The sequence below is a fragment of the Mycobacterium sp. Dal123C01 genome (genome assembly GCF_052566995.1).
Genome location: NZ_CP199580.1, coordinates 4,316,471 through 4,333,889 on the forward strand (window position 1 = coordinate 4,316,471; position 17,419 = coordinate 4,333,889).

Annotated in this window: 16 protein-coding genes, 1 tRNA gene and 1 pseudogene; 4 read left to right on the forward strand and 14 right to left on the reverse strand. The window is 63.2% G+C overall.

Going from position 1 to position 17,419, the window contains the following annotated elements:
- Positions 1–22: 22 nt before the first annotated feature.
- The 8 genes and pseudogenes from ACTXG5_RS20330 to ACTXG5_RS20365 form a co-directional block, all read right to left on the reverse strand.
- Positions 23–2,320 (reverse strand): SpoIIE family protein phosphatase, encoded by a 2,298-nt coding sequence (locus ACTXG5_RS20330; protein ID WP_445160504.1) that lies wholly within the window; start codon positions 2,318–2,320, stop codon positions 23–25.
- A gap of 86 nt (positions 2,321–2,406) precedes the next feature.
- Positions 2,407–3,720 (reverse strand): cytochrome P450, encoded by a 1,314-nt coding sequence (locus ACTXG5_RS20335; protein ID WP_445160505.1) that lies wholly within the window; start codon positions 3,718–3,720, stop codon positions 2,407–2,409.
- A gap of 81 nt (positions 3,721–3,801) precedes the next feature.
- Positions 3,802–4,203 carry a group I truncated hemoglobin gene (locus tag ACTXG5_RS20340; protein WP_445164518.1) on the reverse strand — a complete coding sequence of 134 codons (402 nt, stop codon included), beginning with the start codon at positions 4,201–4,203 and terminating at the stop codon, positions 3,802–3,804.
- A 90-nt stretch (positions 4,204–4,293) separates the two neighbouring features.
- On the reverse strand, positions 4,294–4,644 hold the full coding sequence (locus ACTXG5_RS20345; protein WP_445160506.1) for a hypothetical protein: 351 nt from the start codon (positions 4,642–4,644) through the stop codon (positions 4,294–4,296).
- Positions 4,645–5,003: 359 nt separating this feature from the next.
- A complete protein-coding gene (locus ACTXG5_RS20350) occupies positions 5,004–6,248 on the reverse strand; it encodes a glycosyltransferase (protein WP_445160507.1) in 1,245 nt (414 codons plus the stop codon).
- 524 nt (positions 6,249–6,772) lie between these two features.
- Positions 6,773–7,762 carry a cyclase family protein gene (locus tag ACTXG5_RS20355; RefSeq protein WP_445160508.1) on the reverse strand — a complete coding sequence of 330 codons (990 nt, stop codon included), beginning with the start codon at positions 7,760–7,762 and terminating at the stop codon, positions 6,773–6,775.
- A 58-nt stretch (positions 7,763–7,820) separates the two neighbouring features.
- A pseudogene (gene mhpB, locus ACTXG5_RS20360) lies at positions 7,821–7,921 on the reverse strand (3-carboxyethylcatechol 2,3-dioxygenase); the annotation flags it as partial.
- Positions 7,922–7,925: 4 nt separating this feature from the next.
- On the reverse strand, positions 7,926–9,284 hold the full coding sequence (locus tag ACTXG5_RS20365) for an adenylate/guanylate cyclase domain-containing protein (protein WP_445160509.1): 1,359 nt from the start codon (positions 9,282–9,284) through the stop codon (positions 7,926–7,928).
- Between the two features lie 111 nt (positions 9,285–9,395).
- Here ACTXG5_RS20365 and ACTXG5_RS20370 point away from each other — a divergent pair, with 111 nt between their 5' ends.
- The 3 genes from ACTXG5_RS20370 to ACTXG5_RS20380 all read left to right on the forward strand — a co-directional run bounded on the left by ACTXG5_RS20370 (position 9,396) and on the right by ACTXG5_RS20380 (position 12,584).
- Positions 9,396–11,123, forward strand: coding sequence for a linalool dehydratase/isomerase domain-containing protein (locus ACTXG5_RS20370; RefSeq protein ID WP_445160510.1), 1,728 nt, complete (start codon positions 9,396–9,398; stop codon positions 11,121–11,123).
- Positions 11,124–11,624: an SCO family protein gene (locus ACTXG5_RS20375; protein ID WP_445160511.1), complete on the forward strand. Its 501-nt coding sequence runs from the start codon at positions 11,124–11,126 to the stop codon at positions 11,622–11,624.
- 555 nt (positions 11,625–12,179) lie between these two features.
- Positions 12,180–12,584: a DUF732 domain-containing protein gene (locus ACTXG5_RS20380; protein ID WP_445160512.1), complete on the forward strand. Its 405-nt coding sequence runs from the start codon at positions 12,180–12,182 to the stop codon at positions 12,582–12,584.
- A 131-nt stretch (positions 12,585–12,715) separates the two neighbouring features.
- On the opposite strand, the gene ACTXG5_RS20385 is transcribed toward ACTXG5_RS20380, so the two are convergent.
- The 3 genes from ACTXG5_RS20385 to ACTXG5_RS20395 all read right to left on the reverse strand — a co-directional run bounded on the left by ACTXG5_RS20385 (position 12,716) and on the right by ACTXG5_RS20395 (position 14,384).
- A complete protein-coding gene (locus ACTXG5_RS20385) occupies positions 12,716–13,552 on the reverse strand; it encodes a transporter substrate-binding domain-containing protein (RefSeq protein WP_445160513.1) in 837 nt (278 codons plus the stop codon).
- A 196-nt stretch (positions 13,553–13,748) separates the two neighbouring features.
- The gene (locus ACTXG5_RS20390; protein ID WP_445164519.1) at positions 13,749–14,234 is read right to left on the reverse strand and encodes a pyridoxamine 5'-phosphate oxidase family protein; all 486 of its coding nucleotides are present in this window, start codon (positions 14,232–14,234) and stop codon (positions 13,749–13,751) included.
- Positions 14,235–14,310: 76 nt separating this feature from the next.
- Positions 14,311–14,384 (reverse strand) — tRNA-Pro (locus ACTXG5_RS20395).
- A 132-nt stretch (positions 14,385–14,516) separates the two neighbouring features.
- Between ACTXG5_RS20395 and ACTXG5_RS20400 the strand changes: the two genes are divergently transcribed.
- On the forward strand, positions 14,517–15,017 hold the full coding sequence (locus ACTXG5_RS20400; RefSeq protein ID WP_445160514.1) for a polyketide cyclase: 501 nt from the start codon (positions 14,517–14,519) through the stop codon (positions 15,015–15,017).
- Here the strand turns inward: ACTXG5_RS20400 and ACTXG5_RS20405 are convergent.
- Genes ACTXG5_RS20405 through ACTXG5_RS20415 form a run of 3 tightly spaced genes read right to left on the reverse strand, consistent with a single transcriptional unit; the run spans position 15,014 to position 17,385 of the window.
- On the reverse strand, positions 15,014–15,766 hold the full coding sequence (locus ACTXG5_RS20405; RefSeq protein WP_445160515.1) for an IclR family transcriptional regulator: 753 nt from the start codon (positions 15,764–15,766) through the stop codon (positions 15,014–15,016). The two genes, ACTXG5_RS20400 and ACTXG5_RS20405, sit on opposite strands and share 4 nt — an antisense overlap.
- Position 15,767: 1 nt before the next feature.
- Positions 15,768–16,592 (reverse strand): cyclase family protein, encoded by an 825-nt coding sequence (locus ACTXG5_RS20410; RefSeq protein WP_445160516.1) that lies wholly within the window; start codon positions 16,590–16,592, stop codon positions 15,768–15,770.
- 16 nt (positions 16,593–16,608) lie between these two features.
- Complete coding sequence (locus ACTXG5_RS20415; protein WP_445160517.1) at positions 16,609–17,385, reverse strand: SDR family NAD(P)-dependent oxidoreductase; 777 nt, start codon at positions 17,383–17,385, stop codon at positions 16,609–16,611.
- Positions 17,386–17,419: the final 34 nt, after the last annotated feature.

Sequence of the window (17,419 nt, forward strand, 5' to 3'; positions counted from 1 at the left end):
GGACGACCGTCGGCGCGAAAGCTCAAGGGCGCGAGAGGGCGACGACGGTGACGTCGTCGTCGATGTTGCCCGTGGCCATCGCCGTCCAGATCCCCGACGCCGGCGCTTCGCCTGCGCGGCCGAGGGTCTCGGCCAACCTGTCGAGTCCCTCATCGATCACCTCGCCGCGACGTTCCACCAGACCGTCGGAGTACATCACCAATCCGTGGCCGGGCTCGACGGCGAATTCGCTCGGTGCGTACGTCAGACCACGAATGCCGATCGGTGGAGAGAGCTCGATCGGCGCAAAGACGGCCTTCGAGACGGAGTTTGCCGCGGAGTTCGTCAGGTATGGGATCAGGTGGCCGGCACAGGCGGCCTCCACCAGCCCGGAGCCGAGGTCGACCCGTGCGGCGATGACCGTGGCAAACGCGCCGGGCAGCATGTGCACGCAGAACTCGTTGAGCTGGTTGAGCGCCTCGGCCGGTACGGCGCCGGCGAACAGTTGCGCACGCAGGGCGTTGCGCATCTGTGCCATCGTGCCGGCGGCGGTGATGCCGTGTCCTGCGACGTCGCCGATCAGCACAATCAACCGGCCGTCGCGCAGTTCGAACGCGTCATACCAGTCGCCGCCGACGTTATCGCCCGCGGCCGGCTCGTAGTGCGCCGACAGCTGCCAACTTTCGAGCGTCGGGATCGATTCGGGCAGCAGGCTGCGCTGCAGCGTCTCGGCCACCCGCAGCGCACCCCGCGTGCGGCGGTATAGCGACTCGACCAGGTGCCGTCGCAGCGCCTCGGCAGCGTCAGTCTCGCCCGGCGTCCACGGCTCGCTGCGTTGGTGGACGGTTTCGCGCCACCGGTCGAACGACTTGCGGGGGCTGAGCCGGATCTCGTCGCCCTGGCTGACCGCGATCGCCTTGTTGTGCGGGTCACCGCCCCAGTCCACCGACCGCAGCACCTCGCGCCGAAACCACACGGCGTGCTGCCCGTCGGGCAGGTTGATCACGAGCGCGCCAGCGGCCAACTGCGGATCGAGATCCAGCTCGGGTAGCTCATGAGACAAGCACTCGCTGCTGGCGATCTCGTCGTCGGCGCCGCGCGCCCAGTCGATTACCGCGGCCACGACGTCGGGCGGCGGAACTGACCCGCGTACCTGCCGGTCGCCTTGAATGTCCACGATGACGCCGTCGGCGGGGACCAGCTCGAGCAGGTTGGGTGCTCCGAGCAGCGCCGTGGCAAGTGGTTCGCTGTCGTTCAGCGTGGCGGCGGTGAGCTTGGCCAGCACCGCGTACGCGGCCAGCCGGTTGTGCAATTGGTCGTCCTCGAATTGGTCGACCAGCCGCAGCGACAGGGTCGAGCCGAGGAACTCGGCCGCCGCCCTGCTGGCGAACGGCGGCAGGTGTGGACCGGCGTAGTGGTGGCAGGCGATGAGCCCCCACAGCCGCCCGTACCTCAGTAACGAGATCGACATCGACGCATGCACGCCCATGTTCTGCAGGTACTCGACGTGGATGGGCGAGACGCTGCGCAGCGTCGCGTGCGTGAGATCCAGCGGCGTACCGCTCGCCGGGTCGATCGTCGGCACCAGCGGTACGGGCGTGTAGTCGACGTCGGAGATGAGCCGCAGCCAGCTCTTCTCGTACACCGCCCGCGCCTGCGCCGGAATGTCGGTGGACGGGTAATGCAGGCCGAGGAACGGGTTGAGGTCCTCGTGCTTGGACTCGGCGACTACCTCGCCGTTGTAGTCCTCGTCGTAGCGGTACACCATCACGCGGTCGAAGCCGGTGAGGTCGCGGACCGCACGCGCGGCGGTGTCGTACAGCTCGGTAAGCGTGGTGGCCCGGTTCAGCTCCTCCACCGAGCCACGCACCGCCTGGTAGGTGTTCGGGAAGGAGAACGGCCGCTCGCCGTAGGCGATCTCGAACTCAACCAAGAGCACACCGCCCGACCCACGGTGCAGGATGGCGTCGAATTCCCGTGGCTCGCCGGCGACGTCAATCACACACCCGAGCGGGTTGCGTTGGCGGAGATTACCGAAGGTCGACGCCGCCTGCTCGACCCGGGCGGCCTGTTCGGCACCGATCAGCGCCGACAGGTGCCGACCCAGGACGGCCTCGACCGGGCGACCGAGCAGATCGGCGACGTTGGCGCTGACCTGCCGCACCTCGAAGTCGGGCTCGCGCACCACCGCGAGCACACCGCGCGGCTGAATGCTGCCCGGGATATGGATCGGCTCGCGGGCGCAGTTGTCGAGGTCGATGGGTGTGCCCACCGGAACGAGACCGTCGATCTGTTGGCCCTCCCCTGCGAGTCGGGGGTTGTGCTCTTTGTCGTCGGTCACGCCATCAGCTCTGTTCACTCCGTGACGCGCGGCACGCTCGATATCTCCTCGAGCACGTCAATCTCCTGCGAGACATCCTTCTCGTACTAGGAAGCGATGACCGCGGCGGGTCGCAGGCGCACTGGTAAATGCTTCAGTCCATGCAGCGCCATGCTGTCATTCATGGTCGGCTCTCCAGCCAAAGTCAATCGGGGAAAACGCCCAAACAGCGACTGCAGGCCGATGTGCAATTCCATGCGTGCCAAGGCCGCCCCTAGACAGACGTGAATGCCGGTGCCGAAGCTGAGGTGTTCGCGGGCGTTGACGCGGGTGGTATCGAATACGTCGGGGCGTTCGAAGACCGCCGGATCACGGTTGGCTCCGCCCAGCAGAAGCAAGATGGCCTGGCCCTCGTGAACGGTGCCACCCTGTATGTCGAATGTCTCGGTGGCAATCCTGATTCCCCACTGAATGGCTGTTTCGTAGCGCAACATCTCCTCGACCGCGTTGGGCCAGCCCTCGGGATTTATCTGGAGGCGGTCCAACTGATCGGGATGCCGAATGAGTGTCACGACAGCCTTGCCGAAGACGTGGGTCGTCGTAATAAACCCCGCGCCGAGCAGCAGCGCCGCGAACATCCGGACCTCGGTGTCGGACAAGTCACCGTCCTGCAAGACCGCCGCCAGGATGCTGCTGTCGGCGCTGCGATGACGCAGCCGCTCGACATGCATCGCCAGGTACCGCTCGAACTCGGTCAAGGCCCCCATGGATACCTGAAAGTCCCGCCAGGATGGCGCCGCGCTGGCGATGAGCCTGGTTCCGGGCTCACCGAACCCATACAGATATGAAGTCTCCTCACTGGGTATGCCGAGCATTCCAGCGATGACTTCGATGGGAATTCGAGCGGTGTAGTCGCTGATCAAGTCACATTCGGCGGCGCCGTCCAGGCCATCCAATAGATCGTCGGCGACCTTTTGAATCCGGTCACGAAGTCCCTCGAGTGCACGCGGAGTAAATGCCCGCGACACCAGGCGACGCAACCGCGCGTGCTCGGGCAGATCGGTGACCAGCATCGACGGCGGCTCAGTAGCATTCAGCACGTTCGGATCGGTCTTGGCGAGGATCCACCGCGTGAGACGAAACGGTGACCTATCCCGCGGTTTGAGAGTCCGGAACCGGTCGTCTCGCAACACTTCTCGGACGATCCGCGCGTCGGCGGTCACCAAGCCACCACCCGGGAACGAAGACATGCGTCCGCGCAGGCGTACCTCTTCGACAAGTTGATACATGTTCTCGGTCTGGTGGGTATCGATCATCAGCTGGGCCAACGGATCTCCACGACGTGCCAGCAGTTTCAGGGTCGCGCGGGAAATTCCGTACCCCGCCAGCCAATGCACCCGGCGCTTGATAGCTGCGTTCATGTGGTCGCCTCTGACAATCGAATATGTCGAGGGTACTCGCCGATGACGCCGAACAGCTGCGAAAAATGCACGCCGAAACGGTCATTTCGGAGGCGCTTTTGTCGCACCGCCTGACGTTATCTCGGGGCCGAGCGGCGCAATGGCAGCGATGATCTGCGTCACCGTGTACGGGGGAACCCCGGCGTCGTCCAGCGCGGCGACCAAATGCTGTGCAACGAGGTCGAAATGGTGCATGGCGATTCCTCGTCCTTGATGCACCTGCTTCATCGGTGCGCCAGTGTAGGACTCCGGCCCGCCCAGCGCCGCCGCAAAGAACTCTGTTTGTTTGCCCCTGAGGCGGCCCATATTCGTTCCGGTGGAGAAACCTGACAGCTCATCGTCGGCAAGTACGCGATCGTAGAAGTCTTCGACCACGCCCTCGATAGCCTCGTATCCGCCAATTCGACTGTAGATGCTTGCTACGTCCTGATTGATGCCGTCAATACTTTAAGCCGGCCCGACGAAACGCCATGACGTAGTCGCTTTGACGTGAAAGGTGCTTCCTCCCAACGTGCTTCGGGAGTCACCGTCCAGTCAGAGCTGGTCCAGCATCGGCAACAGCAACAGCAACGGCGCTGCAAGCTCAACGTTGAAAACCGTGGGTAGACAGCCGGCCATCGAGGAGTGAAAAAAGGAACTACCCATGAGCAGGTCGGTGACCGTAGCGGCCACACCGACGATCACAGCAAGACTGACGATGATCGAAGCGCGTACGACCTTCTGTGACGGGCCGGCATGGTCAAGAAGGAAGTAACCGGCGATGCCCGCGATCAGGCCGATCAGCCCGTTCGTGACGCTCCAATCCCAGAAACCCAAGCCATGGATCTGCACGACAGCTGCGCGCAAAACTGTCGGCGGATCGTGAGAGAACGCGGCAACCGTCACGAAACTGATGACCGTGGATGCCAAACCGGCCCAAACCCCTCGGTTCGATCTTCTGAACAACCCACCCATTCGCAGTCGATGTCGCGCAACACGATACCGAGGCGACCGATAGTCCACTGAAACCCCATGGCCGACACCGAATTTAGTCACTAACCCGGTTCTAACCAACATCCAGGTCGGCCAACGCACGACGCGCCTGCGACGGAGCAATAGTGTTAGACAATATATGAGCCTCTCGGGCGCTCACCTGAATATTGCAGCCTGCATTCGGCTTTGGTTAGACCCATGCTGGCAAACTCTGCGCGCCACCTGAAGGACGTGCGGTCTCCTTGGTGGAAGGTCTTGGCTCCGACGGCGAGCTATACCGGTATACGGTCGAGCAAGCCGCTGTAGATGGCAATAATCTTCTCGGTTTGAAGGGATTGCCGTGGAATGTCGCGATGACCGGAAACGATATCGCTCATCTTCTTGAGCTTGTCCCGATCCTCGATGACCGTTCGAATAGCCGCAGCGATCGCGCCAGGAGAAGGATCGGCGGTGAGAAGTCCGCCACCGTCTGGAACTGTTTCGCTCAGGTCGGGATCGCAGTAAATCGTGGGCAATGACATCGCCGCCGCTTCCAGCAGCACCAGTCCCTGAGTGTCGAAACCGTATGACGTGAACAGAAGCGCACCGCTTGACCTCATGGCTTTGAGGCATTCTTCGTGATCGACGCGACCACGTAGCCGGATCCGTCGGGAGAGGCCGGCAGATTCGATGGTCTTTCGCAGGGACGCCTCCAAAACACCTTGACCATAGATGTCGAGCCTGCAGTGATCCACTTGCGAGACGGCCTCGATTGCCGCGAGGACGCGCTTTTCTGGTGAAAGGCGGCCACACCAGATGAGTCGAAGCGGCTCGCCCTGGGACGGTCGGACAATCTCGGCGGCCATGGCACGATCGATGGCATTGTCGTCAATGCCGTTGGAAATAACCGATATTGGACGGTTGACCCCTCGTTCAGCCAGCGACTTGGCGAAGTGTCTCGTGGGTATAATCCCGTGATCTACAGCTTGTGCGTGTGCCACCATGAAACCCCAAGCCAGGCGTGCGGCTGCGCTTTCTTCCATGGCCTTAAAGGAGAATTCAGTTGCGAAATAAGGCTTTTGCATTCGGCTGACCACCTTGGCGAGCAGAAGCCCGGCGGGGGTGGCCTGTTCGAAGTACGCGTCGTAGCGGGTGTGTTTGGTCTGAACAACCGGAATACCGTGCCGGCGCGCGGCTTCCATGCCTGCTATCGCTACCCCTAAGTCACCTTGGGTATGCACGATGTCGATGGGCTCCCGCACTGCGAACGCCTCATCGATCAGCACGCGGTTCGTCCGGGACGGCCATACGAGTACGTAGTCGTCGTATTTGCTCAAAATTTGGGTAAGTCGAGCGATGACGGGCACCGGCTTCAGCTCGACTACGCACGGATCGGGATCAGGAGTCTTCGCGAGCGGTGCGGTGAACACCGTGACCTGATGCCCAAGCTGCTCAAGGGCCCGACGCTGAGTATCCACCGATATCTGCGCTCCGCCGAAGGTCGCAGGATGAAGATCCGTGAAGAGAGCGACGTGCATCTAAGACCCTTCAGAAAGTTGGAGTGGTCGTCGGTCATCGGTATCCGTCCACGACGCACGACCTCACGGGCCTGGTCTTCCGCTGTAGACACAGTTAGGCCCCGCAATAGCGGGGTTTGCGTGCAACGCCGGGACGGCACCAAAGTGTACATGGTGATGGAACCTGAATTTTTAGACAAGGATGGTCGGGCTGACGGGATTTGAACGTGCGACCACTTGGCTCCCAGTCGGATATGGGCTGAATTTAGTTGTCGCCCAATGCCTCTCAAATCTGCTTGGGCTGCCGGGTGGGCCTATCAGTCGGGAAAAGGCCCGCGCGGCGCGATGACTGGGCGCCGGCGCGTCGGTGACGACCGTGGAGTGTATGGCGACTAGCGCCCTGGTGCTTTCGTGACAGCGCGAAAAGACATGCTGACCAGGCCGCTTCCGTACCTCTGGCTTCGCCGGTGAACACCACCAGAGGTCAAGATCCTCGCCGCGCCGACGGTTGTTGTGCTGCCGATCATGATCACCCCGCCGGATGCCTACTTTATTGCTATCGGATTCACCGGAGATCCCACGGCGCCAACCACTCTCAGCGGCGGCGCGATGAGCTGGAATTCGTACACCCCATCGGCCGCACAGTCGGCCGCCAACGCCGTGAGATCCCAATACTCGCCGAACATCAATCCCATGTCCCGCAGGCACAGCATGTGCATCGGCAGGAACGCTCCCTCGACGCCGGACACCGGGTCCTCGACCATCACGTTATCGGCGGCCACCGCCGCGATGTCGTGGTCGTGTAGCCACGAGGCGCACCGCCAGTCCAGCCCCGACCCCGGTTCACCGCCGTCACCGGTCTCAGCGAACCTCCCCCACCAGCCGGTCCGGACCAGAACGATATCCCCTCGTCCGACCGTCACGCCCTGTGCCTTGGCGACCGCGTCCAATTCCTCTGGCGTGATCGGGTTGCCGTGCTCGAGAAAGGTTTCCGCGCCGCGATGGCCAACGACATCGAGCAGCACGCCGCGCGAAGTGATGCCCTTTCCGTCGACCTTGTCGATACCGCAGTGATAGGCACCGAGGCTGGTTACCGAATTCGCCGGGAAGCCGTTATACAGCTGGTCCTCGTAATAAACATGGGACAGCGCATCCCACTGCGATGCCGCCTGCAGCGGCATGATGATCATGTCGTCGTTGATACGGACCAGGCTGTCCTCGAAATATCCGCCCAGTTCCTGCGCCAGCAGGTTCTGGGGCCAGCTAGGCGCATATTCCATCAACGTGGACGCATCGCCGCCGTCCACGGTCATCACGTGCACCGGATTCTGCCGGAACTTAAACGCCCCCTGCGGCCCCGACGCACCGAAGTCGACGCCGAGCGCGAAAATCTTCCCGTGGTTGACCAGGCTCGCGGCTTCGTGGACTTTCTCCGCAGTGATGAAGTTCAGTGTTCCGAGCTCGTCCGCGTCCCCCCAGCGTCCCCAATTTCGGACATCGTCGGCGACACGGCGGAAATCGGTCAGGCTGGCCATGTTCAACTCCTCAGTGAGTCGTGAGCGGCTTCGCCACCGCGGTCCGACGAGTCTGTCACTGTTCGGGACTCATCGGGCGGCCGTGCACGATGCGTTCCACGCGGCCGGTGGCGCGGTCGCCACGGCGGGAACGGGCGGATCATGCGAGAGCCCACCCGAGCGGTCACCCTCCGGCACCGTTGTCGTTGTCGCACACGGCCAGGACGGGCCAGCGGCCGGGTACACCCCTGAGTTGGTGGCTGCCGCGGTCCGCGAACGCGAATCGGGAGCCGAGCACCAGCGGTGGGATCACACCGGAGACAAGCACCTCGCCAGGTGCCGCGAGCGCCATGATGCGCGCGGCGATATGCACCGCGATGCCGTGGATGTCAGCGTCGGCCATCTCCACTTCCCCGGTGTGCAGCCCGGCGCGGATGGTAAGGCCGAGGTCTTCCACCGCGTCCCGGATCGCGCGCGCACAGTTGATCGCGCGTGCCGGCCCATCGAAGGTGGCGAGTGCCCCGTCGCCGGTGAACTTCACGACCGTCCCGCGCGCGCCGACGACATGCCGCTCGACAACCCGGTTGTGGGCGGCAAGCGCCGCCCTCCAGGCGTCGTCGCCCAGTTGGGAAGCGCGTTCGGTCGATCCGACGATGTCGGTGAACAACACCGTGGAGAGCACGCGATTCGACGGGGTGGCGCTACGACCACCGGTGAGGAACGACTCGATCTCGTCGAGCACGCGGTCGGAATCGCCGGCGAACCACACGCTGTCGTCGCCGTTAAGCTCCACCAGTCGCGCATTTTCGATCCGTTCGGCGAGATCCTGCACATGTTCGCGACGCACGTGACGGTCACCGCGCCGCCGCAACAGCAGGGTCGGCGCCTGGATACTTTCGAGCGCGGGCCGGACATCGGTGTGCAGGAATAGGTCGAACACCGACTTGAAATACCCGGGACCACCGGCCAGCCGCTCGCCGCGCGCCCACCAACGTCGCTTTGCGCTGTCGTCAGACCAACTCGGCACCAACAGGTCGACGACCCCGCCCGTTCCCACGGTGTGCTCGAAGCTCTCGACGTACTGCGCGAGCGCTGGCTCGGGCATCCCGAAGGGGTGATCGGGGGCTCGAACAAAGCATGCAAAAGGGCTGAAAAGTACGAGTGAGTGCACGCGGTGGGGATGGCTCGCGGTCAGCACCATGGCGGGGAGCGACGACTCGGCCATCGCGAACACCGACGCGCGCTCGCTCCCGACGGCGTCGAGCACCGCGACAAGTCCATCAGTCCAGGACTGCATCGCGGGACGGTCGTTGATCGGCACCGCGTCGGAGCTCCCCATGCCGAGGAGGTCGGTCAAGATCAGCCGGCTGAACGACGCCAGCCTCTCAAGGTGGCGCGCGACAGTCGGCTCGTCCCACAGCAGATCGATCGGGAACGTCGGGTTGGGAACGAAAAGGAGGTCCGGCCCGCTATCACCGACGACCTGGTAGGCCAGGTAGTTGTCGCCGTCCCGCGCATAGAGCGTCTCGGGGGTCCCCACCATGGCACGAGCCTTTCATGACGGTCGACAACCGGGTAGAGAGGCACTGCAGGGCGGGCAACGGGCCACCGTCATTGTGGGCCAGTTGCGCGATGGGTGGCTGCGCTCCGTCGAATGCACGACAAGCCCGGATCGGGAACGTGGCGACAATCTCCACCAAACGCACGGTATGGGACACATAGCGCGCATCTACGTGCCGTCGGCACAACCCCGCCGACGCGCTGCCTAGCTTGGGCACTATGGAGCTTCAGGTCGATCAGCGCGTTCCCGCGCGCAAGCCCCGTACGCGTAAAGCAGGTCGCGGTGGCCGCTGAATCCACGCTCAGCGTTGAGCAGGCGGATCATCTGCGCCACTTGATCAACCTCTCGCTGCAGCCGGCCAATGACTGGTCGCTGATGGGCGCCCGCGTCAGCGGCCAAGACGACTTCGCCAGCCTGCGCTATCAACTCGCTTACATGATCTACACCGCGGCGCTGACCCATCGCCACCGGTTGCCTGCCGCGCCGGGACTTTTTGAGCCGCTGATCCGGCGCCTGATGGACAAGCTACTTGAACCCGAAGTCTGGCTGTACTGGAAGGACACCAGCCGCGGCCATGCCTCATACAACGAACACCTGTCCCATGAGTACATCGAGCAGTGGGACCCGGTAGTTCGTGACAACATCATGTACAGCGCCTATGTGCAGTCCGGTGCGTTGTTACACGACTACCTTTTCGCCAGCGACTATTACGCGCGACCGGGCTCGCTGACCTTCCACCACTGGACCCCGCTGTGGGGGGGCGATCCCAAACATTTTGAATACGAACGTGATTCGCTTACTGAGCAAATCTATTGGCAGATGGTCAAAAATGGATTCCTCGGAGTAGCTTGCGAGCCGAACTGCATCTTCCAGATCTGCAACCAACCCGCGATCCTTGGGTTCCGCCTGCACGATCTCATCCACGGCGGTGACCGCGCCACCGAGGTGATCGCAAACTATGAAAAGGCGTGGAAGGACTTCGGCCGCCTTGATGAAAACGGGCACTACAACGTCCTGATCACCGAGGACAGCCACGCGGTGATACCCAACGCCCAACGGTCAGCATGGTCAGACGCATGGCTGGGCACGCTGATGAGCATGTGGAACAAGGACTTCGTGCGTGACAACTACAGCAGCCAGATCAGCGATTACATCATCGACGCGGGTGACGGGATGCTGTCGGTGCGCCCTACACCGAAGATTTCCATGGGCGCACCGGCCGATAGCGACTGGTGCGACTTCGGTTGGGTGACTGCCTGGGCAGCCGAAATGGGCGATATCCCAACGCGCGATGGCCTTTTGGCCTACGCCGACCGCTACATGAAGCCCACCCGCCGAGACGGCGGCCTCTACTACCCTCGCAACGATCGCCAGCACGATGACGACGGCCACTACATCGAAGTCGATCCGATGGTCGGAAACGTACTGCTGGCGATGGCCCGGCTCAACGTTCCCGACGGGTTCTGCAAGCTGTTTAACTCCCCATGGCCCCCAGACCATTTCGAGTTGCCGGCACTGACGGCCGTGGCACCCGACGTCGACGTGCGGGAGGCCCATGTCACCGACGGCCGGTTGATTACCCAGCTGCAGCGCCGCAGCGCAGCGTCTGGCGGCAGCGGGGAGGTGCGCATCGGCCGGGTACTGGGCCGTGGCCGACGGGTAGTTTACGTCGACGGCATCCCGAGTGCTCGCGTTGAAGGAGGCCAATTGATAGCGCTCGAGCACTGCGATGCGCTGCAGGTCCACGACGCTGAGGGTGAAATCTCCTTCACCATGCAGGATTTCGACTGCCACCGCCTTGATGTGTCCCCGGAGATCTAGTTGAACGCTCCGATCTGTGGACGCTTCAGCCTCTTCGATCACCACGGCCAACCGGTGACCGAAAGCTCCTATCGCGGGAGCTGGATGCTGGTGTTATTTGGCTTCACCCACTGCCAATTGGTCTGCCCCCGGGCGCTGGCCAAATACAGCGTGGTTATCGACTGCCTCGAGCCGACCGACGCGGCTCAGGTCAAGCCGCTCTACGTCACCGTCGATCCCGAACGCGACAGCCCCGAGGTGATGAGGAATTTCCTGCAGCGCAGCTACCCTCGGTTCACCGGACTTACCGGATCGGCGACGGCCATCGAAGCGGCCAAAGATGCGTTCAGCGTCTTCACCCGCCGACGCCCCGATGCCGCGGACCCGGACGGCTACGCGGTCGTGCACAGCGCGATGGCCTTCTTGTTGAATCCGCGCGGGGAATACGCAGCCCATTTCTCGGACGCCGCCGCCACCGAAACGATCCTCAACCGCCTGCGCGAGATTCTCGCCGAGGCCTAGGCCCTGTCCTCACCTGCTAGAGCACGTCACTGCCTCACGGTGCCAGCTGGACGTGACCCCGTGGCGGAGGCGGGCTGGAGGGAGGGGGCGGAGGCGCCTCCGGTGCAGGTGCGGGTCCCTGCGGTTGAGGTGCGGGTCTTTCCACCTGTCGTGGGGGCGACAGCGGCTGTTCTGCTCGAGGCGGCGGTGCCGCGACAGACGGCACGATTGGCTTTGCGGTCGGTGCCGGGATCTCTGGCGGCGGATCGGGCGTGAGCTCCCCCACGGGGGCTGGCCTGATCAGTGCGGTAAGCACCGTGCCGTGTTCGCCAGATATCGAGTGCGTCACCGGCAACTGTGCGGGAGCGAGCACGCTCGAGGCGGTGCTTATCAAGGCGGCGATCAGTGCATACTCGGCATGCATTCGCCGCCGTCGCGCCACGCCCCTAATCTGCGGGTTTGCGCGAAAGCTAAGTGGCGATTCACGGTTACTACCAGTTACGATTCCCATCATTGCAGGCGCCAGGCGCCTCCATTGTTACCGCCCGGTGTCGATTCAATGAGATGGCGAGTCAGGTGACACGGAAGAAACGGGACCCTGCCGTGCGTACCCGCATCACCAGCTTCGTCGCAGACGCTCTGGTTAGCGCCTCGGTGGTGCTGACCGCAGCAACGATTTGCGCCGGCGCAGCAAGCGCCGACCCCCAGGAGGACCAGTTTGTGGCGTTGCTCGCGCAGCTACAGATTCCCGTCGTCGATAACGTCCCGGGTCTCGTCTACCGAGCCCATGAACTCTGTGGCCAACTCGATCGCGGCGCCTCGTTTCAGGCCGTAGTGGACGACGTGACGAACACGACGTATCAAGACAATCCGTCCTTACGCCTCAGTCCCGATCGCGTTACACGCACCGCGGTCAGATTCATCACCGCATCGGTGACCGTCTACTGCCCAAGCCATCAAGGCCAGCTTCCGCCTCCGTAACGCTGGGCCCCAATCGTGGTGCGGCGTCAATCGCTTTCATCGAACCGATGACGCCGCCTTCCAACGGTTTTCGCCTTAGATTTTTTGGCCGGGCGTAAAACGACCGCGACCAGTCCGGCGCCGCAGCTGGGTCACGGCCCCACCTGTTGACCGAGCCAATTCTGACTGATGGCCGCGAATGTGCCGTCGTTGTTTGCGATGTTGAGCCACTCGTTTAACCAGCTCCGTAACGCCTCGTCACTTTGCCGAACCAGATATGCCTTTTGCTCGAAGGTGAAGGGATGATCGATGCTTTCCCCGCACAGTTGGGCATCCTGCCTTGTCTGCCAGCGTATTTCGCTCGCGTCGGTGATCATGACGTCTGCTTGACCGGCAGTGAGTTGTGTGAAAATCGTATTGTTGTCGGGGTAGTTCGCCACAGTCGCGCGATGAATGCGTGCCTTGACGAAGTCGGCGTTGGTGCCGCCCGGATTCACGACAACACGAACGCCGGGTTGATCGATCGCTGCCAACGTCTGGTACTTCGAACCGTCCGTGCAGCGGACGACAGCAGCCTTACCATCGCGTAGGTACGGGTTGCTGTAGAGCCCCTGCCTCGCGCGGTCCAGCGTGATGCTTATCCCGCCCATCGCTATGTCGCACTTGGCGTCCAGATCGCTCATCATGGTTGCCCAAGTCGTCTGTACGAGGTCCAGCTTGACGTTTAGCCGTTGGGCGAGGTTGTGGGCCATGTCGATGTCCATGCCACTCCACTGCCCATGCGGATCAAGATAAGTGAATGGACGGTAGTCCCCTGTGCTGCAGACCCGCACTAACCCGTTCTTGGTGATCTGGCCGAGGTCACCCATAGTCGATGCAGGCGACCCGCACGACGCACCAAACACCATGACGGTCGCCGTGCAGCTGATAAAACGCCAGAACTGTGTTGCAATGAGCCACCCGCTTTTTGCCGGGCGCGGACCAAACATGGTTTCTCGCTTTCGAATACCCGCAACTGAGCCCAGGTTACCCTGGGCTTGTCAGGTAGTCGAATTCCAATGTTGCACTGCCGCAAAGTCTTCGAGAGTCGAGATCTGCGACTGAATCCGCGCGGGACATACGTAGCCCACTTCTCGGACGCCGCCACTACCGAAACGATCCTTGACCGCCTGGGCGAGATCCTCGCTAACCATCGCTGACTAGGTTCGCGAGGAAAACGGGTAACCGTCCAGCGCCAAAGTCATAAAACCGCGCCCAGTGCGGCTCGATCGAGACACGCACCATCTGCTTATACGTCGACCGCACGTTGCTTTCGAACTCGGCAAGTTGAGGTTCGTCCATTGACCTTCTCGCCGCCGCCAGGTACTCATCGGTGACGCCGTCGACGGTTTCCAGTGTGGCGAGGCCACGTACCAAGAGAGCCTTAGCCTCTTCTGGCGTGGAGCCGGTGTCGATCGTCAATGCGACTTCCGGGCGCGATGAAAGCGCCCGGGCTTTCGGGGAGGTCGGTGCCGTGGAGACAACGATGCGTTCGCCGGTCCAGTAGAACCCGACGGGGATGACTCGCGGGAAGCCATCGTGTCCGTTGTAGGCGAGCCGGGCCATGGAACCGGAGAGCAGCTTCTGGGCGTCGGGGTGGCCAAGCTCGCGAGCCAGCTCCTGCGTGTTCATCACACCCGTAGTCCTACTCGGCCCGGCTCAAGCTGGACACGTGCGGAGCCGGGTGGGGTACGACGGCCTCAGAACGTCGGGCTGACAGGATTTGAACCTGCGACCACTTGACCCCCAGTCAAGTGCGCTACCAAACTGCGCCACAGCCCGCGCGCCAGTGAGTCCACCGACAGCAGGTCGAAAGCCTACCGCAGACGCGTTGGCACTCCTCCATTACCCAGTTGACCTGCGCGTCGTGGATGTCGCTAATGAGTTTCTCGGCCCGCGGTAGTCAGTACAGGCATGAGTCAAGAAACCATGGTTGTGAAGACAGTCATCAACGCACCGGCGGAAACCGTGTTCGACGTGCTGGCAGATCCGTCGACCCACGAGGCGATCGACGGCACCGGTTGGGTGCGACAGCCCGTCGACGACAAGCCACTGACCGAAACCGGCCAGATCTTTCGGATGAAGATGTACAACAGCGGTCACCCCGACAAGCACTATGAGATGACGAACCGGGTCGAGGTGTTCGACCGACCGCGTGCCATCGCATGGCAGCCTGGCGCGGAACCCCGGCATATCCCCGGCCGCCAAGGTGCCGATGACGCCCCCGTCGAGTACGGCGGGTGGACCTGGCGCTACGACCTCGAATCGGGGCATGCAGGCCAGACGGCGGTCACGCTGACTTACGACTGGTCGCAGGTGCCGACAGATCGACGCGACATCGGGTTTCCACCCTTCCCGCAAGAGCACCTGGACAACTCGCTGAAACATCTTGCCGATCTCGCCGAGCGGGTTTAGATGTGGACCCTTTCGACCCAGGCCATGAGCGCCTGGGCGAGCTCGGATTCGCGGCGGTAGAACCGTTGTGCAGGAACGGGAACGCTGACCGCGATCATCGCGTCGCTGACGCCCTTGAGCACCGCGCCCACCGCGCAGATACCTTCGCTCTGCTCTTCGCGGTCATAGGCGATGCCCTCGGCCCTGACGCGCTCGAGCTCCTTGCGCAACGCCGCCGGCGTCGTGATGGTGTTCACGGTCAGCCGCGCCAGTCGCTTCGGCACGGCCCGGGCCTGCTCCTCGGGCGGCAGGTTGGCCAGCAGCGCCTTGCCGTTGGCGCAGCAGTGCAGCGGAAACGATTCGCCCACCGCGCTGATGGCCCGCAGGCGGTGCGGCGAGACGACCTGGTCGATAAAGGTCGCGCGATCCCCGTCCAGGATCGAGAGGTCGACGGTCTCCTCCAGCTCGCGGGACAGTTCCTCCATGAACGGGTGCACATCGATCACGACGCTGCTCCGCACGGTGTTGGCCATGCGAGCGATCTCGGGGCCCAACCGATACCGGCCCCGCGCCGCGCGGGAGGCCACCAAGCCTTCGTCGTCCAACGCATTGAGGATCCGGCTCACCGTCGAGCGCGCCATGCCCAGTCGCTCGCCGATCTCGGCCTGGTTCAGCCCGCCGGGATGCGCCTGCAGCAACCGCAGCATCTCGGCCGCGCGGGCGATGACCTGAATTCCGGTGCCGCGGGCCTCCTCTGAGTCGACGCTCACGTCAAGCCCCAGTCTCGAGGCGGTACGTGCCGGCGGGGTCGATGATCGCCACCAGCCGCACGATACAGCCGTCGCCGCCAACCCAGCGCCACGGGAACGCCGCAAAGGTGACCCGCGTGCCGGTGACCTTGTCCAAGTCGCCGCCCACATTCTCGAATCCGTAGATGCCCTTGGACAGAATCGAGCGGTGGCACGGCTCCCACTCCGGGAAATCGTCGAGCACCTTGCGGCCGGTCTGCTCCTCGTATTCCTTGACCGCCCAGGGCAATAGCCCACCCGTGTGCTCGGCGGGGCCGTGCGGACCGATCGACGTGGCTAGCGGATGGTCGAGCGCTTGCGTGTCCGTGCCAACGGCTTTGACACCCTTGGCGGCAAACCACTCCCCGGCTTCCTTGTAGAAGCCCGGCGAATAGGCGTAGTACTCGGCGCTGTCGGAGTAAGTGTGGTGCCAGCCGGTATTGACGATGACGATGTCGCCGGGCCGGATCTGCGGCGTGGCGTTCTCCAGATCTTCGGCGGTGACGACTTCCCACTTCTTCTTCGGGATCGAGACGACTACCCCGGTGCCGAAGAACGCGCTGAGCGGGATCTCGTGCAGAAACGGCGTGCCTTCGACTACGTGTGCCGGCGCATCGATGTGGGTACCGGAATGCATTACGGTAGTGATCTTTTGAGTGAGGACGCGGCTTCTCGCCATGTTGTGCAATCGTTCGATCTTGACGTCCTCGAAGTACGGCCATGCCGGCACGCCGTGACCCCATGGATGGGACAAGTCGAAGAACTCCAGCTTTGACTCGGCCTCACCGAGAGGCCAGGTGAAACTCATGACGGTTCCTTTCGGGTCAACATGCGGTGTAGCCGCCGTCCAGATACATCACCTGACCGGTGTAGAAGCTCGACGCGTCGCTGAGCAGATAGATCAGCGCGCCGACAAAATCTTCCGGTTCGGCGAAGCGGTGCAACGGGATTCGGGCGAACATCGCCTCGCGTGTTTCGCGCCCCTTCTCGTCGTCGGCGTACATCCATTCGGTTAGATCGGACCGGAAAACCGTTGGAGCTAGGGCGTTTACCCGAATACTCTCTGGACCCCACTCGGCTGCTAACGACTTGGCCAGCAGGTCGGTTGCCGCCTTCGACGGGCAGTACGCGCTGTAGCCGGCGGGATGACCGAGGCTGCCCCGCACTGACGAGACCAGCACGATGCTGCCTCCCCCGCCCTGCCGCAACAGCACCCGTCCAGCCGCCTGGCACACCAGCCACGCGCCTCGCGAGTTCGCTCGCATCACGTTGTCGAAGTCTTCGACGGCCATCTCGGTGATGGGCTGGACGTGGTTCATGCCCGAGGCGACCAGGACTCCATCGAGCCGGCCGTGCTTGGCGACGGCCGCTTCGACCATCGCCTGGGCATCGGCCGGGGTGTCGGGGCGGCGGGCAACCAGTGCGGCGTTTTCAATGCCGGCCTCGACAACCAGCTCGGTCAGGCGCTCGGAGTTGCCGCCGGTCAGCGTCAGCCGGGCGCCCGCTTCGGACAGGGCCCGGGTGGCGGCGCTGCCTAACGAACCGGTCGCGCCGGTGATCAGGAGCGACTTGCCCTGCACACTGAACCGCTCCGCGCCCACCTATCCTCCGCTAATCCCGCAATACGGGCGTTAC

Coding starts and splice junctions, on each gene's coding strand:
- ACTXG5_RS20335 (WP_445160505.1), bottom strand. CDS start 3,720: ATGAACGCAGCTATCAAGCGCCGGGTGCATTGGCTGGCGGGGTACGGA.
- ACTXG5_RS20350 (WP_445160507.1), bottom strand. CDS start 6,248: ATGCACGTCGCTCTCTTCACGGATCTTCATCCTGCGACCTTCGGCGGA.
- ACTXG5_RS20355 (WP_445160508.1), bottom strand. CDS start 7,762: ATGGCCAGCCTGACCGATTTCCGCCGTGTCGCCGACGATGTCCGAAAT.
- ACTXG5_RS20365 (WP_445160509.1), bottom strand. CDS start 9,284: ATGGTGGGGACCCCCGAGACGCTCTATGCGCGGGACGGCGACAACTAC.
- ACTXG5_RS20370 (WP_445160510.1), top strand. CDS start 9,396: ATGCACGACAAGCCCGGATCGGGAACGTGGCGACAATCTCCACCAAAC.
- ACTXG5_RS20385 (WP_445160513.1), bottom strand. CDS start 13,552: ATGTTTGGTCCGCGCCCGGCAAAAAGCGGGTGGCTCATTGCAACACAG.
- ACTXG5_RS20390 (WP_445164519.1), bottom strand. CDS start 14,234: ATGAACACGCAGGAGCTGGCTCGCGAGCTTGGCCACCCCGACGCCCAG.
- ACTXG5_RS20400 (WP_445160514.1), top strand. CDS start 14,517: ATGAGTCAAGAAACCATGGTTGTGAAGACAGTCATCAACGCACCGGCG.
- ACTXG5_RS20410 (WP_445160516.1), bottom strand. CDS start 16,592: ATGAGTTTCACCTGGCCTCTCGGTGAGGCCGAGTCAAAGCTGGAGTTC.